The following is a 15,965-nucleotide window of genomic DNA, read 5'->3' on the forward strand; positions in this document are numbered from 1 at the left end:
CGGCGGGACCAGTAATGGGGGGCCAGCGTAGTTCCATGCCGGCAGGGTAGGCCCCGTCAGGTTCAGGGCATGAGACGCCATTGGAAGCTGGGGGTTAGCCCGCCGCCGGTGGCGGGCCGGAGCACATCTCGACCGCCCTAACCCCGATAAACCCGACTAACCGGCTTCACTCGGTGAGGTCCGCTTTCGGCCATTAGCAGTCACTGACAGGAGGAGTGGCCGATGGCTCAACACCGGCTGGAACAGACCAAATGTCTGCCCAAGCGCAGGGACCCTTGGGTTCCGATCGGAGCGGCCTGCTTCGTGCCCGACGAAAGAATGAATTAGGCTCTCCTCAGCCTTTGGGGAGGAGAGACATGCGCATACAGAAGGTCAGAGTCGAAGGCTTTCGCCTGCTTCAGGATGTCGAGCTCATGCTGGAGCCGGGATCGACGGTTATCGTGGGTCGCAACAACAGCGGAAAAACATCTCTCACCGACGTGTTCGAGCGTTTCGCTGGCGACGTCGGCGCGAAGTTCAGGCTGGAGGATTTTTCTGCTGGCGCCCGCAGCAAATTCTTCGAAGCAAGGGAGCTCAGGCAGAAAGGGGAAGACCCGGACAAGGTCCTCTCCACCCTTCCGAGGGTCACGGTCACCCTGACCTTCGCCTATGACAGTGCCGCCCACTCCTTAGGGCCACTATCAGCATTCATCATCGACCTCGATATGGGTTCGACGGCCGCCATCGCAAAACTGGAGTACGCACCCACCCTCCCATCGCTGCAGCAGCTGCTCGAGGTTGCGGAGGCTCCTGACGGCGTAGACCCGAAAATCCATTTCATGAGGCATCTCAAGGAGGCGATACCCAAGGCCTATAGTGTTCAGATCAGTGCTATCGATCCAACGGACCCAGCGAATGTTCGGCAGTTCGAAGGGACGACACACCTCGCCGCATTGCTCCAATGCAACGTGGTGCGCGCCCAACGCACGCTCGATCATGCCAAGCACGGCGACACCGATGTCATCGGCAAGCTGCTAAGCACCTTGTTCAAGACCGCATCCACTCCGACTGCAGCCGCAGCAGACCAGCAGCTCGCGGCCCAGCTGAAATCCTCAGTTGAGGGTATCGAACGGGAGGTGCAGTCGGAATTCGATACGATGCTGAAAGCACTGCTGCCAGCGATGAACGTGCTGGGCTTTCCGAGCATGAACGACACCGTGTTGCAGCCGGAGACATCGCTCAATGTCGATGCGCTTCTGTCGGACCATACCAGGGTGGTCTATGCCGGCGCCGACGGCGTGCATTTGCCTGAAGGCTATAACGGGCTTGGCACACGCAACCTGATCTACATGCTACTGCAGCTGGAGAGTCACCATAAACTCTACCGCGCGCGACCGACACGCCCAGCAACCCATCTCATCTTTATCGAGGAACCCGAAGCGCACCTGCACCCCCAGATGCAGGAGGTGTTCATCAATCAGTTGAACGCCGCGGTGGGCAAGCTGTCGGCGAAGTATCCAGACGAGCCGGCATGGCAGGTACAGTTCGTCATTACGACGCATTCCTCGCATGTGGCGAATGCCGCGCCGTTTGAAGCGATACGCTATTTCCTGAATCAGCAACCGGTGCCGGCATCGGGGCGCCGGACGAAGGTGAAGGATTTCAAGAAGGGCATGGCGGCGATCTCGAAGCCCGAGCAGGAGTTCCTGCACCAGTACATGACCCTTACCAAGTGCGACCTCTACTTCGCGGACAAGGCGATCCTCGTGGAAGGTACGACCGAGCGGGTGCTGATGCCGAGACTCTGCGAGATTGTCGATGCCGACTTGGATGAAGAGCATAAGTTGGCTAAGCAGTACATCACCACAGTCGAGGTGGGCGGCGCCTATGCACACATCTTCTATCCACTGCTGGACTTCCTTGAGCTGAAGACGCTGGTCGTTACTGACCTCGATGCCGTACGGTCCGCTACCAAGAAGGACAGGAAAGGAAATGATCGAAAGGTGTGGGAGAAATGCCCGGTCGCGCTGGGCGAAAGGACATCGAATGCAGCAATCCGTGAGTGGTTCAAGCCACCTGGCGAGAAGGACGAAGGCGAAGCCGAGGCCAGGCCTGCTCCCGACTTTGACATGAAAACATTGCTCGCCAAAACCGACACAGAGAAGCTTTCCGGCTATCGCCGCATCGCCTACCAGGTGCCGGAAACGCCCGGATCAAACATCTGTGCGCGCACCTATGAGGATGCGCTGGTGCTCGCGAATCCTCAGATTTTTCAGCTTGCCGACGGCAACGGTCAGGCAGAGGACGCTTGGGATATCGCGCAGGACCTGCCCAAGTCAGAAACAGCGTTGCGCTTCGCGATCCGCGAAAAGAATTGGAAGGTGCCGCGGTACATGATCGATGGCCTGAAATGGCTCTCTGAACCACCTCCGCCCGCAGCCGAAGATCCACCGGTCGTGCCGCCCGTCCAAGCTGCTGCCAGGGAGGCGGCAGTATGAACGGAGTCCAGGACAGCCCTGCTCTCGCCGCTGCCAAACGGGCACAGGCAAAGATCGAGACATGTTTGGATGAAGGCTGCAGCTTTCGGTTGGAAGCGGGCGCAGGGGCCGGCAAGACCTATTCCCTTGTCGCCGCGTTGAAGCGGATGATCGCGGAGCGAGGCACCGAGCTGATGCAAAGCGGACGCAAGATCGCTTGCATCACCTATACGGAGGTCGCGCGCGAGGAGATCGCGCGTGAGGTGGAAGGTCACCCCGCCATCCTTGTCGAGACCATCCACGCATTCTCTTGGGCCTTTCTACGCCAGTACCAGAAGGCGCTTCGCGAACTCGTCTCAGCATCGGAGAGCCGAAGGGGCAAGCTAGAAGAGGCGGGCGGCGTCGGGTCGAAGCTAGTGGAATACGAACTTGGCTTCTTCGGTGTGGACGACAAGCGCATCACGCTCGCCCATGACGACATTCCCCTGTACATGTCGCAGCTTCTCGCAAAGCCCAAGTTCCAGCTCCTATTCCAGCAGCAGTTTCCAATCGTCTTCATCGACGAATACCAAGACACCGACCGCGACTTCATGATGGCTATCACCGACTACTTTTTTACGCCCAAAGAGGGTCCCCTCATCGGGCTGTTTGGTGATCATTGGCAGACGATATACAACAGCGAGTACGAGCTCGCCGCCTACCCAATTGAGGCGATCGACAAGGGATCGAACTTCCGTTCCGCGCCCGCCATCGTTGACGTGCTCAATCGGCTCCGGCCGGAACTGACGCAGGCAGTGGCCGACCCTGAAGCGGCCGGCGAGGCAAGGTTCTTCCACACTAATCTGTTCACTGGCGCGAGGACGAACACGCCGCATTCGAAGGCCGATCTCTTTCCCGAGCTCGCCCGTACGGTACGGGAATCGCTCATGCAGCGCCTGCAAGGTGAAGGATGGGATCTGGGTAAAACCAAGGTGCTCATGCTGACCCACAACACGCTGGCGGCAGAGCAGGGCTACCCCTCAATTGCCAAAGTGTTTTCCGGACGCAACGACGCGTTCGCGAGGAAGGAAGATCCCTCGATCAAGTTCTTCGCTGAGACCCTTGAGCCGATGGCGGAGGCGTATCAAGCATCCAATTATGGTGAGCTCTTCCGTCTCTACGGTGCGCGTCCTGCCATCAACACGCAGGCGGACAAGCAGTCTTGGCGTGACGACATGGACGCGCTAATGACACTAAGGAACGAGGGCACCATAGGCGAAGTCCTTGATCACCTTCAGGCAACGAAGCGACCTGCGCTTCCCGATCGCGTGCTTCGCCGCGAGCAAGAGCTCAGACAGTTGAATGGCGAGCCGATACCGGCGGACGCGACGGGACTGCAGCGCCATCGATCGCTGCGCGATGTTGCCTACTCCGAAATGACGGCGTTGGCTCGGTTCATCGACAAGCAGACACCTTTTGCTACCCAGCACAGCGTGAAGGGAGCGGAGTTCGAGAACGTGCTGGTCGTGCTCGGTGGCGGGTGGAACCACTACAACTGGCCGAAGCTCTTGGAACTTGTCGAGACCAAGGCGCTCACTACAGCGAACACCAAGGGTTTCTACCGCGCGCGCAATCTCTTTTACGTCTCAATCTCCCGGCCCATGAAGCGGCTCGCGGTGCTGGCGACGCAGACTTTGTCCGCCACAGCATTGACGACGGCCACGCAGCTGTTCGGCGAAGCGAACGTCGAGGCGCTAGCAGTTCCCGAGTAGTGGTTTGCAGTGCTACTGAAGGTCCGCTTTGGGTCGACAGCTGCCCCCTGACCTACCCCCGATAAAGGCCCCTAATCCCCTTCCGGCGCTTCCTGCGAGAGGCCATTGTCAGCGATTGACATCGACCACGAGTCGAACGCGGATGGGCCCCGCCATGAGACGTGCCGCATTGGCCAACACGTCACCCAGCGCGACCTCCTGCGTTATGGCGTCAAGCTTGGCGGTGTCCAGATCCTTCGCCAGCGACATCGGCTGGTTAGAAAACGCACCCAGGTCAGGATTGGCCTTCTAACTAGTTTCCCGGGCAAGCGGATGTGAACCCATGGGGCGCTCAGTGTCTACGGAACTCTGGCCGATCCACACCTCCCGTGCGCCAAGAGCATACCCTCTCGCACTATCCGCTAAATCCTGACACCTCCGGGCGCCTGGATTTCAACACCTCAGCTGGGCGGTTTCACCAGCGCAATCCCAGCCCACCCCTTGTCAAAGGTGAATGATCTTGCATTCCCCGCAGGGTCCTGGATCCGCAAGATTCGCCTTCTTTCTGGCGTCTTTGCAAACTCGACGACATAAAGCCAATACGCCTCGCGCTTCTGGATCGCGTGATCGAACTGGGTGTGAGACAAAGTAACTGGACGATGCTCCAGGGAACCAGTCATTGCTTTGACTTCGACCCAGCGTACGGGCTGGTTGCATTCATCCTTGGCCAACAGATCGAACCCGACATTGCCAGATTCGGTCGCATCCAGGTAGGGCTCAACCTCAAGGATGTGCTTGATGGCCGCCGCTTCGATGTCCATCCGCTGCGACTGACTAAGACCATCGGGATCCACCTCCTCTACATTTGGATGGGTGCCGACATACGAGATAAACGGCCGCCCTCCCAAGCTTCCGGATGCGCGTCCTCCGTGCTCGCGTGTTGTCGTTGACGTGCCACCACCGGCGCGCCCTCCGGCGCGATCACCACCACTGGAGCCGCCTTTGCCACCACCTACTCCAAAGGCACTTCCTGAGCCCGAACTTGCGCCACGACCGGAATGACCAGGTTGCGCGTCATCATCTCCGTCCGACTCATGCGACCCCTCCGGAACATCAGGCATACCCTCGCCGTATAAGTCCGCGGCTTCATCATAGACGGTACGCTCCGTTTCAGCACCGGCCTCCTCAGTACCAGCAGACTCCATCGGGCCGTCAACATCCGACGATGTAGTGCCGCGATCAGAGGGCTGAGCTGCGCCGAGTCTTTCGGCCATCAACGCAGCCAACTCGGCCCCAGTTATCTTGTATTTCCGAAGCATGTCGAGTGCCGAAGGGTCGACATCGGCTTCCTGTACCAGCCGGTCGAAGGCGTTCGGCTTGAAGGTGATCTTGGACTGCAGGAACGGGTTCGTCTTCCAGCCAAGGCTCTCAAATACAACAAGCCGGGGCGGAACCAAATCGCCGTTCGCATCAGGCACCCATGCTCCTTCGTTGAGCGCCCTGACAAAGGCTGCCGGATAGGGAGGGGAATTTCGCCTACCGTGATGCGTCCATGTGTAGGACCCTTCGAAGACCCCTCGCCCTCGACGTTCTTCCAGGTCACCAAGGCTTTCCCAGATCAAACGGGAACGCTCGATTCGTTTTTCCACCGAGAGACTCGGCAAGTACTCGATCAAATTGGCAAAGCCCTGAAGATTCCAGTCCTCAACGTAATCATTCTGCCCCGAGGTTCCCGGGTAGCCTGAACGAGCGCGAAGCGCTTTCAGACGATCGCTCCACGGAGCCTCCCAAGGTGTCCTTTCGGGCCTCGGACACCGCAGCGCCCCGCATGCTTCCAACAGCTCGCGGACATCCTCCCCGCGCAGGCAATCGTAGTCGTTATCCACAATGGAAACGCCGTCAATGCCATCGAAAAGCCTTGTCAGGCGATCAGTGGCGATGTAGATCCGTCCAGGCCTCTCTAGATAGTCGCTTCCATCGCCGGCAGAGATTGCCATGACGAAGTGGGATTTCTTGAGCTCGTCGATCAGGGACGAACGCTTGGATGCGGAATCCGTCTTGAACGCGGAAAGGATTCGGGCAATGTCTTCCTCGTAGCTGGAGACATCGATGTCTCCGTCAACCTGATACTTCGGGAGTACCTTCCGAATAACTGCGTCGACTGGATCAGGGGCATGCAATCCAAGCGAAGCCAAGAATTCGGTTGCCGCTTCGGACGTGCACACCGATGACTTCACTGTTGGGAATCCGGTGTCCTCCCCCGTAGGCAGAAAGGCGTTGGGCTGGCCATCCGTCCTAGCCGCGACATGCGTCCCATTAGCCAATCGAACAATCGGAGTACTCACCAGAAGCGGCCTAATTGCGGCCTGATCTTTCAAAAATTCGTACGCGCGCACGATCCATGCGTCGGACTGTGACTCAAGAAAATCCGCGGTCAACATCGGGAAGATGTCGCGAGGATGGACCTCCTCGATATCAAGTTCCTTGATGACAAATTGCCGAATGTCATTGGCGCGATCTTGCGTGATGTCGCCGGTCAACCAATGGACCTCCCCTTCCTCATACAGCGATGCCAGCTGTTCGCTGTCGAACAACTCACGCAGCTCCGATGTTCGGCCCAGCTTACTCTCTTCGGCCAGCGAATGACCCCCGTCGTTATTCGGCAAGAAGGGACTCGCTTTGAACGCGGCTAGCGCAGCCTCAAACAGGGGCGTAAACATGCCCCCTTTAGGGAACTTGGTCCTTTCCAGCGGCAGGCAGCGCAAGGCGTTGATGTCCAGCCGATTGTTGTCCCGCAGCCATGCCATTGCCTCGACAAGCAACGAAGCCGCTTCCGCAACCAGGTGATGATTCCAAGGCTCGTCACTTCTGATGTTGTCGCGGCTCGGCGTGCTCTGGAACGGGCCTTGCACATAAAAGCCAAGATTCGTCGGATAGGCCGTCGGGAAGAACACTACCAGCGGCGACGATGGGAGCGGCTGCACCGTCCATGTGCCTTTGTCGCTTTCAGCAACAACCGAGAAGGCCAACTCGACCCGACCCTTGCCCACGTCCCGGTGGAACACCAGCCAATCCTCATCAACATCGGCAACGCCGGAGGCTTGGCCTATGACTTTGATACGGTTGACGTTGTCGCCCAGGGCCTCCGGCTCATCCCGCAGGTACACGCCGGACTCGCCGCCGTCGATGCTCCAGGCAACCTCGCGTATGTGGCGCAGGAACAATAGAGAGGTAGCGCCCAGCGCCTTGAGGCCAGCGGCAATACGGGTTTTGACCGCGGTCCCATCCGCCTTCAGTGGCAGGACGATCTGGGTCTCGTCGGCATCACGCCGCGTCCTGCCAGCCTTTTGGGGGAAAACGTAGCCTTCGATGACGAAGTCTTCGTCACCAGAATGGATCTCCGGGAGATCGGAGACTTTGTACACCGACTTGAAACCCAACCCGAAGCGGCCAATCGAGTTCTCGTCCTTGGTGCTCTCGGAGATGTCACAGACACTACGGACATCCTTCTCGGTGAACGGATGGCCATAGTGAGACACCGCAAGGCGGTCATCAGCCAGGGTGAAGCTGACCTGCCTAGGTCCCCTCCAGCCCTCGCCTCGCCGCCTGAGAGCGTCTTCTGCGTTCTGAAGCAATTCGTAGATGAAGTGGGTGTCGTCGTCATAGAGGCCGGCGGCAAGGTCGCCGGACTTCTTGGCGCCTTTTTTTCCGTAGTCCTCCCGGTTCTGACGGCAAATCTCTTCGTAGTTTGAAGCCACTTCGCTCCCCCCTGAGTCCATTCCCCTTCCTAGTATCGACGAAGGTATCCGACTAGTGTCCAATCTCGCCACGTCATGCGACCATTGACGCCTGCTCTGCCCGCAAGGAAGGATGCCCTGGCGGGCGCTCGATCCGGTGGCTTTCAGGGGGACATTGATGTCGGGGAATGAGAAAACGCTACTGAGCGCCGCCAACCCGCAGCAACGCGAAGCCATCCTGACTACGGAGGGCCCGGTGCTCATCATTGCCGGGCCAGGCTCGGGCAAGAGCTTCACTCTGGTCGAGCGCATCGTTTACCTCATTACCCAGAAGGGCGTTGCCCCCGAATCACTGCTGGTCGTCACCTTCACTGACAAGGCGGCACGGGAGCTGACCACCCGCATCTCCAACCGGCTTTCCGGCCTGGACATCAAGTTCAACGTGAACGAGATGTATTTGGGAACCTTCCACTCCATCTGCCTACGGCTGCTGGAAGACAACGAGGAGTACACCCGGCTCAAGCGCAGCTTCACTCTGTTCGACCAGTTCGACCAGCAGTACTTCCTGTACCAGAATGTCAAGGAGTTTCGCGCTATCGCAGACGCCAATCTGGTGATGGGCGACGACGGGATTGGCCGCTGGAACCAGTCCGAGAACTTGTTGCACTGGCTCAACAAGGTCCGCGAAGAAGCCCTGGACGCGGACGTGCTGGCGCAAGCACCTGAGGTCGAGGTCAAGGCGCTGGGGCTGCTTTTCCGCCGCTATCAGGAGCTTCTGGCCGAGCACAATGCGCTGGACTTCTCCGGCATCCAGTTCGAGGCGCTGCAGCTGCTGGAAATGCACCCGCAGGTGCTAGAGGAAATGCGGGCCAAGCTGGCCTACCTGATGGTGGACGAGTACCAGGACACCAACACCATCCAGGAGCGGCTGTTGTTGCTGCTCGCCGGCGAGAAGAAGAACCTGTGCGTGGTCGGCGATGACGACCAGGGCCTGTACCGCTTCCGCGGCGCAACCATCCGTAACATTCTGGAGTTCCCCAAACTGTTCGCCGAGGGCCAATGCAAGCAGGTCAAGCTGGCAGTCAACTATCGCTCGCACCCGGACATCATCCGCTTCTACAACGAATGGATGCGCGAACAGGCGTGGGACGACGGCCAGCGTAGCTTCCGCTATGACAAGCAAATCCTGCCGCGCGAGGCTGAGTTCCCGAAGGTGCCAGCCGTCCTCAAGCTCAAGGCCACCGATCCCGTTGGAGAAGGTGCCCACTGGCACGCTGAGGTGCTGGCCTTCCTCACGGGGCTGAAGGACTCAGGCAAACTGGCCGACTGGAACCAGGTTGCCTTTCTGTACCAATCAGTGAAGAGCGATCGCGCCCAGGACCTGGCCCGCTTTCTTGAAGGGGCCGGCGTGCCGGTCTATTCGCCACGCTCCAACCTGTTTTTCGAGCGCGAAGAAGTCCGGCTGATGATCGGGGCGCTGATCTTCCTTTTCCCGCAGTTCTCCAAGGTGCGGGGGTGGCAAGAGGGTGCGAGCCTGCCCATCTGGAACTACTACGACAACGAGTGCTTCAAGCAGTTTGCCGACGAGCTGCGTAAGCCGGAGAACAAGGCCCTGCTGGAGTGGGCACGACCGTTGGCCAAGCGCCACGTCGTACTCGCCCAGACTACGGACTACGCCTTCTCCAGCCTGTTCTACCAGTTGTTGCAGTTTCCCCTTTTCTCGCGCTACTTGGGTGAGGAAGCGACCCAGGGCGTGGACAAGGGGCGTGCGGCCCGCAATCTGGCCACCTTTTCCAGCCTGTTGACCAAGTTCGAGTACCTGCACTACGTCAGCGTGTTGAACCCGGAGTGGCTGGAAAGGAACCTGCGCGACCTGTTCAACCAGTACCTGCGCTTCCTCATGGACGGCGGCATTGGCGAATACGAGGATGTGTCCGACTACGCGCCCAAAGGCTGCGTTTCGTTCCTGACCATCCACCAGTCCAAGGGGTTGGAGTTCCCGGTGGTGGTGTGCGGCTCAATGGAGGCCTCACCTCGCAAGCAGCACAAGGACATGGATATCTTGCTGGAGGAAGGCGGCTATCTGTCCAAGGCAACGTTCGAGCCGCTGGAACACATCAAAACCTTCGACTTCTGGCGCTTGTTCTATACAGCCTTTTCGCGTGCGCAGAATTTGCTGGTGCTGGCCGCGCAACAACGCGAAGGGAAGGGCCAGCGCCGCGCGCCGTCGAAGTACTTCGAGCGCATGTTCGATGCGCTTCCAAAGTGGAGGGATGTGGACCTGGGTGAGCTCGACTACGAGCCGGTGAAGGAGATCAACCTCAAGCGCGAGTACTCCTTCACCTCCCATATAACCGTGTTCGAGAATTGCGCCGAACAGTACCGCTTCTTTAAAGAACTGGACTTCGCGCCTACCCGCGAGAGCCAGATACTGTTCGGTACGCTGGTGCACCAGACCATTGAGGACATCCACAAGACGGTGTTGCGTGGCGAGGAAGGCACCTTGGACGCGAGCGCGATCGCGGGATGGTTCTCAGCCAACTACGCCACGCTGTCGAAGAAGGAACGCGTGTACCTGGCAGCCAGCTCGCAGCGAGCGGCGCTGAACCACGTCCTGCGCTACTACGAGCGCGAGAAGGGCCATTGGGACAGGATCAGGGAGGCCGAGGTCGATATTTCGTTGGTCAAGGAAAGCTATATCCTCAAGGGCAGCGTGGACTTGATCCGTGGCGAGAACGACACGGTAGAAATTATCGACTTCAAGTCGGAAAAGAAGCCTGACATGGAGAAGGACAAGGAGCGGCTCAAGCAGTACCAGAGCCAGTTGGAGGTATACGCCCATCTGGTCGAGGAGCGCACCGGGCAGAAGGTGAGCCGAATGCACCTGTACTACACCGGCGAGGAAGGCGGCAACCCTTATGTGTCCTTCCCCAAGGACGACCGCGCCATCGGTAAGACCATCGCGCGATTTGATGACATCGTGGCCCGCATCGAGCGACAGGACTATCGAATGACTGCGCGGCCGGCCAAACTGTGTGTCGAGTGCGACATGCGCGCCTACTGCGACAACAAGAACTGGAAATTCAGGAAGACTGATACATGAGCAAAACAACCCCGCCCGCGCAGGACAGCCTGCAACTCGCCACTCCTGATGGCGGCACTACGAACGTCGAGAAGTACGCGTTCGAGCCGATCAAGGGCTACCCCATGCTGAACTGGCGCGGAAGGCGCCCATTCACTGCGACTCAGTTCTATCCGGCGCAGCTGAAGGAAGTCTTTGGCGAGGAAGTGGACGGGTGGCGCAACAAGATTTTCTGGGGCGACAACCTTCAGGTGATGAGTCATCTGATGAAGCAGTTCAGGGGCAAGGTCGACATGGTCTATATCGACCCGCCATTTGACTCAAAAGCAGACTATCGGAAAAAGATTCACCTCAAAGGAAAGACGATCACGGGCGACATCGCAGCCTTTGAAGAGAAGCAGTATGGCGACCTTTGGTCCAACGATGAGTATCTGCAATTCATGTATGAAAGGCTAGTTCTTCTGCGTGAGTTGCTTACAGAAGAAGGCAGCATTTGGGTTCAATGCGACTGGCATCGCAGTCATCACATACGTTGCTTGCTTGAAGAAGTATTTGGTCCTGATAACTTCCTAAACGAGGTAATTTGGCAGCGGACTGACCCGCATAACGATGCCAAGAGTCGACTTGGAATAATTCACGACACCGTATTCTGGGTCGCGAAGAAGAAGGATAAGGTGTTCTACGACTGGCAGGCTGCTGCGGGCGATCTTTCTGCTTCAGCACTTAGCGAATATAGCCTGGTTCGCTTGAATGATGGCTCAGTGGTAGATTATTCGGAAGAAACGGAGAAGCTTGGCAAGCGCTTCAAGGTAGAGAATACAACCTACAAAGGGAAGGACTCTAAGCGGCAATTCGAGTGGCGTGGAGTCAGGCCGTCACCTAATCGCGTTTGGGCTTATTCTTCTCCCGAGGAAATGGATCAGGCCTTGGAGCGTGGGGATCTGTATCTTCGAGATCCGAGCAAGGGCTCGACTCGCTGCAAGGTCTTCTTTCTAGAGGAAAGTAACGGCCGTCTATTGCAGACAATCTGGACTGATTGTGGTCGAATGAAGGGTGGATCCGACTATCCAACCCGAAAGCCCGAGCAATTGCTTGAAAGAATAATTACCGCTGGCTGCCCAGTTGGAGGGATTGTTCTAGACACTTTTGTCGGATCGGGAACCACTGCGGTCGTAGCGCAGAAACTTGGTCGGAGGTTTATTGCCGCCGACATCAACCTTGGTGCAGTTCAGTCGTCAACAAAGCGATTGAGCGGCTCCGCAGATGACCTTCGCCAGCAGCTCCTTCTGGATGAAGAGAGGCGGTTTATCGGGCTCGAAGTTTACAACGTCAACAACTACGACATCTTCCGGAATCCGACTCAAGCAAGAGAACTACTGCTTGAAGCACTGGAAATCCAGAAGCTGGAATTCAGTACCGTGTTCGATGGTGAGAAGGACGGACGCATGGTGAAGATCATGCCGGTCAACCGCATCGCCACTCGTGCCGATCTCAACGAGCTGATCGCAGGCTTCGATTACAAGGCTTGGGAACGCCGCAAGGCCGAAGCGCCCACGCGTCCGGTCGAAAAGGTCACGCTTGTCTGCATGGGCCACGAGTCCGACCTGGCCGCCCAGTTGGTGCTAGCCGCCAAGCCCTACCTGATTAACGTGGAAGTGGTAGACATCCTGCGCGACAAGTCCAACTTGGAGTTCAAGCGCGATTCCGAAGCCAAGGTAGTCATTAAGAACGGTGAGCTGGTCATCGAGCGCTTCTACCCGATGAACCTGCTGCAAAAGCTGTCTTTGCAGAAAGAATCGGCGGGCGATTGGCGTGAGCTGGTCGAATCGGTGCTGATCGACTGGAACTACGACGGCGCAGTGCTGCAACCGGCCTCGGTGGACATTCCTGACAAGAACGAGCTGGTGGCCGGCAAGTACAAGGTTCCTTCCGACGCGGGCACCATCCGCGTGAAGATCACCGACCTGCTGTCCGAATCGTGGGAAGGAAGCATCAACAATGGCTAAGGGCACGCGCAAGGCCAAGGAAACCACGACGGGCGTGGCCGCCTCGCTTGACTTCGCCTTCTTCCGCTTCCTTTGGCAGTTCTACCAGTCGAATAAGGGCAAGGTTCGCCAGAACTACCGCGAGCTTACCCGCAAATTCCTTGACTTCAACGACCCGGAGAGGAATCCCAAGGCCTTCCTGCGCCAGCCACAGTTCGAGGCCCTGGAAACGTATGTCTTCCTGAAGGAGTTCCTAGGTAACGCCAAAGTCGAGGAGATCTTCAGGGCTTGGTACGAGCGCACCGGCAAGTTCGAGGGGCGTCAGTTCGGCTCATTCCGAGGCACCGCCGGGCAGGAGATGTTCCAGTTCGGCGACTCCGACGAGCTGGAGCTGACCTCTTACAAAGCTCTGTTCGACCGGATGCGCAGGAACAGCCGGATGTACCCCAACTACATCTTCGCGCTGACGATGGGCACTGGCAAAACCATCCTGATGGCGACTTGCATCTTCTACGAGTTCCTGCTCGCCAACAAATTCCCAAAGGCGACCGAGTTCTGCCACAACGCCCTGGTGTTCGCGCCGGACAAGACGGTACTGCAATCACTGAAAGAGATCGAGGGCTTCGACCTCGCATTGGTCGTTCCGCCGGAGTACGTAGCATGGATGTCGGCCAATCTGCACTTCCACTATCTGGAAGATGCCGGTACCTCGCTGGATACGATGGACAGGTCCAAGTTCAACGTCATCGTCTCCAACACACAGAAGATCATTCTCAAGCGTCAACACAAGGACAAGAACGCCACCGACAAGCTGTTCGGGGCCACTGCGGAAACCCTGACGCCTTCGAGCGTGTACGACGAGAACGCCGACCTCTATGGCTTTGACCAGCCCGAGGATGAGGCCGATCTGACCACCAACCAGCGTTTCGAGAAGCTGCGCCGGCTGGAGCAGTTGGGCATCTACGTGGACGAAGCCCATCACGCCTTCGGCAAGACGCTGGCGAAGGACATGGGTATCGGCCAGAAGGAGAACGACACCAGCCTGCGCACCACCATCGACGTGCTCGCCAAGAGCCTGAAGGATGCCGGCACTCATGTAGTCGCTTGTTTCAACTACACGGGCACGCCTTACGTGGGCCGCGACGTGCTTCCGGAAGTTGTCTATGCCTACGGCCTATCTGAATCCATAGAGAAGGGCTTCCTGAAGAAGGTCGTTCTGCACGGCTACGCGAACACCCGTACGAGCGAGTTTGTCGACATCGCCATTGAGAGCTTCCTGACCGAGACACGGGAAATCCGGCCGGAGGGGATGCTTCCCAAAATCGCGCTTTTTGCGTCGACGGTGGACGAGCTGACACAGGAGCTCCGTCCGGCCGTTGAGGATGCCCTGCGCAAACATGGCATCCCTGCATCCAGAATCTTGGTCAACGTGGGTGACGACAAGGTCACCTCCAACGACGATATCCGCGAGTTCAACCGACTCGACACGACCGACTCGGAGAAGCAGTTCATTCTCCTGGTCAACAAAGGCCGGGAGGGGTGGAACTGTCGCTCCCTGTTCTCTGTCGGCCTTTTCCGAGAACCAAAGTCGAAGATCTTTGTCCTGCAAGCCTCCATGCGCTGCTTGCGCGCCATCGGCGAGGCACAGCACACCGGTCACGTCTATCTGTCCGATGACAACCTGGCAATCTTGAATGACGAGCTTCAGCAGAACTTTCGCATCACGGCTGATGAACTGCAGAAGAAGGGCAAGGACAAGGATGCAGTCCTGGTGCACGTCGTCCCTCCTCCGGTCAAGATCAAGCTTGTTCGCGTGCGCAAGCTGCACAGCATCCGGGAACTGAAAGTCAAACCGGGCCAGCCGCTGGGCCTGGACCGATCCGATAAAGACGCATGGGGTTCGCTGATCGAGAAGTACCGCCTGATTGAAACCCAACAGGAAGGCCTGACGACTGCTGACGCCGCTCGCGCAAAGGACAGCCGCACATTCGACCTGACTGACAGACGCGTGAAGCGTGCGTTCTCGCGCATGACCCTGGTCGCTGAAGTCTCCCGCTATATGAATCGAAGCCCCCTGGAGATCGAGGACATTCTGGACTCTACTCAGGAAGGCACGGATGAGCTCGTCGCCATGACCAACGAGTTCAACGAGCTTCTATACGACGAGATCATTCCCCGCCTGTTCCGCCTGCTGTACGAACTGGATCCGTCCGAAGAGAAGGAAGAGCACGAGGTTGAGCTCATCAAGATTCCCGACAAGGGCTACTACGAGGTCAGTGCGGCGAGGGACAAGATCGCAAGACGCGATGACGCGTCATTGTCCGATGAAGAAAGAACCAAGAGCTTCCACCTTGATGCCTACTGCTTCGACTCGGGCTCCGAGCGCCAGTTGTTCTGGGATCTTCTTCGGGAGAAGAAGGTCAGGAAGCTCTACTTCACCGGCATGCTTACGCACGGCCAATCCGAGTTCTTCGTCCAGTACATCGATCCGGAGTCCCACACGGTCCGCAGCTACTACCCGGACTTCGTGTTCCAACGAGAAGAGTCTGACGGCTCGTTGAAGTACGTCATCGTCGAAGTAAAGGCCGATAACCAGATCGAAGATGCGGTCGTGCAGGCAAAAAAGGACTTCGCCAGCCAGATGGCCGTCGCCAGTGGCATGGAATATCGCATCCTGCCTTCATCCCAAGCTGATGCCCGGGGATACAGGGTGCTTCTTTAAGGGGCCCATCGAGGCATGGTCTTCGGGAAGACAACCCGCCAGAGGGCAAAGAAAGAAGCAACAGCGACACCCGTCGGCCCGCTCGAAGGCGGGCCGACGGACTCAACTACCCCGATCGCTCTTCGGTCCGCTTGGCATGCACGCGATGCGCGTACACCCCCAAACCCAACATGGCGAACCCGTACACAACCACACCGCCGATTGCCTTCAGCATTGCATCCTCCTCTGGAACCACGTCTTTCATTGGCCCTGC

The 15,965-nt window shown here is 58.1% G+C and carries 7 protein-coding genes; 5 read left to right on the forward strand and 2 right to left on the reverse strand.

Going from position 1 to position 15,965, the window contains the following annotated elements:
• Positions 1-356 precede the first annotated feature (356 nt).
• Both CSC62_RS15885 and CSC62_RS15890 read left to right on the forward strand, forming a co-directional pair.
• Entirely contained in the window at positions 357-2,477 is a 2,121-nt protein-coding gene (locus CSC62_RS15885) for an ATP-dependent nuclease (protein WP_162407667.1), read from the forward strand.
• Positions 2,474-4,207 (forward strand): UvrD-helicase domain-containing protein, encoded by a 1,734-nt coding sequence (locus CSC62_RS15890; protein ID WP_162407668.1) that lies wholly within the window; start codon positions 2,474-2,476, stop codon positions 4,205-4,207. The genes CSC62_RS15885 and CSC62_RS15890 overlap by 4 nt, the downstream gene beginning before the upstream one ends.
• Positions 4,208-4,315: 108 nt before the next feature.
• Here CSC62_RS15890 and CSC62_RS15895 read toward each other — a convergent pair whose 3' ends face one another.
• Both CSC62_RS15895 and CSC62_RS15900 read right to left on the reverse strand, forming a co-directional pair.
• Positions 4,316-4,456, reverse strand: coding sequence for a hypothetical protein (locus CSC62_RS15895; RefSeq protein WP_162407669.1), 141 nt, complete (start codon positions 4,454-4,456; stop codon positions 4,316-4,318).
• Positions 4,457-4,647: 191 nt separating this feature from the next.
• Positions 4,648-7,965 carry a sacsin N-terminal ATP-binding-like domain-containing protein gene (locus CSC62_RS15900; protein WP_162407670.1) on the reverse strand — a complete coding sequence of 1,106 codons (3,318 nt, stop codon included), beginning with the start codon at positions 7,963-7,965 and terminating at the stop codon, positions 4,648-4,650.
• 91 nt (positions 7,966-8,056) lie between these two features.
• Between CSC62_RS15900 and CSC62_RS15905 the strand changes: the two genes are divergently transcribed.
• The 3 genes from CSC62_RS15905 to CSC62_RS15915 are packed head-to-tail and all read left to right on the forward strand — an operon-like array spanning position 8,057 to position 15,712.
• Positions 8,057-11,026, forward strand: coding sequence for an ATP-dependent helicase (locus CSC62_RS15905; protein ID WP_211369028.1), 2,970 nt, complete (start codon positions 8,057-8,059; stop codon positions 11,024-11,026).
• Positions 11,023-13,011, forward strand: a complete 1,989-nt coding sequence (locus CSC62_RS15910) for a site-specific DNA-methyltransferase (protein WP_162407671.1) — start codon at positions 11,023-11,025, stop codon at positions 13,009-13,011. The genes CSC62_RS15905 and CSC62_RS15910 overlap by 4 nt, the downstream gene beginning before the upstream one ends.
• On the forward strand, positions 13,004-15,712 hold the full coding sequence (locus tag CSC62_RS15915) for a TnsA endonuclease N-terminal domain-containing protein (RefSeq protein ID WP_162407672.1): 2,709 nt from the start codon (positions 13,004-13,006) through the stop codon (positions 15,710-15,712). The genes CSC62_RS15910 and CSC62_RS15915 overlap by 8 nt, the downstream gene beginning before the upstream one ends.
• The last annotated feature ends 253 nt before the right edge of the window (positions 15,713-15,965 follow it).

Origin of the sequence: Pseudoxanthomonas jiangsuensis, from assembly GCF_010093185.1 — a bacterium.
In the GTDB taxonomy this organism is placed as follows: Bacteria; Pseudomonadota; Gammaproteobacteria; order Xanthomonadales; family Xanthomonadaceae; genus Pseudoxanthomonas; species Pseudoxanthomonas jiangsuensis.